Consider the following 264-nt stretch of genomic DNA (forward strand, 5'->3'; position numbering starts at 1 on the left):
AGCAGTTTCAGATTCAGTTGTCAGGGCGGGGAAGGTTTTCAACGGACGTAATAAGAAGAGTAAGCGTAAGGGTAGGCGGCGTATGGAGAGGGGTACGCAACTGGGGCGTATGCTGAATACGCGGAATATCCGTAGGCAGGGGCGGCGGCGTAGGTCAGCACTGGCTCAGGCTTGGGGTTGGGGCTGGCGAAAGCCACGGCCACCAACAGAGCAATGAGGGTGAACAATTTGTAGAACATGTTAAAAGCGCAACTTGCAGGTTTT

The 264-nt window shown here is 54.2% G+C and carries 1 protein-coding gene; it reads right to left on the reverse strand.

What is annotated here, in order from left to right; translation table 11 throughout:
- Positions 1-38: 38 nt before the first annotated feature.
- A partial coding sequence (locus tag F0U44_RS24205; protein WP_223162854.1) for a hypothetical protein occupies positions 39-264 on the reverse strand: 226 nt, incomplete at its 5' end.

This window comes from Nocardioides humilatus (assembly GCF_008373755.1).
GTDB classification, from domain to species: Bacteria; Actinomycetota; Actinomycetes; order Propionibacteriales; family Nocardioidaceae; genus Nocardioides; species Nocardioides humilatus.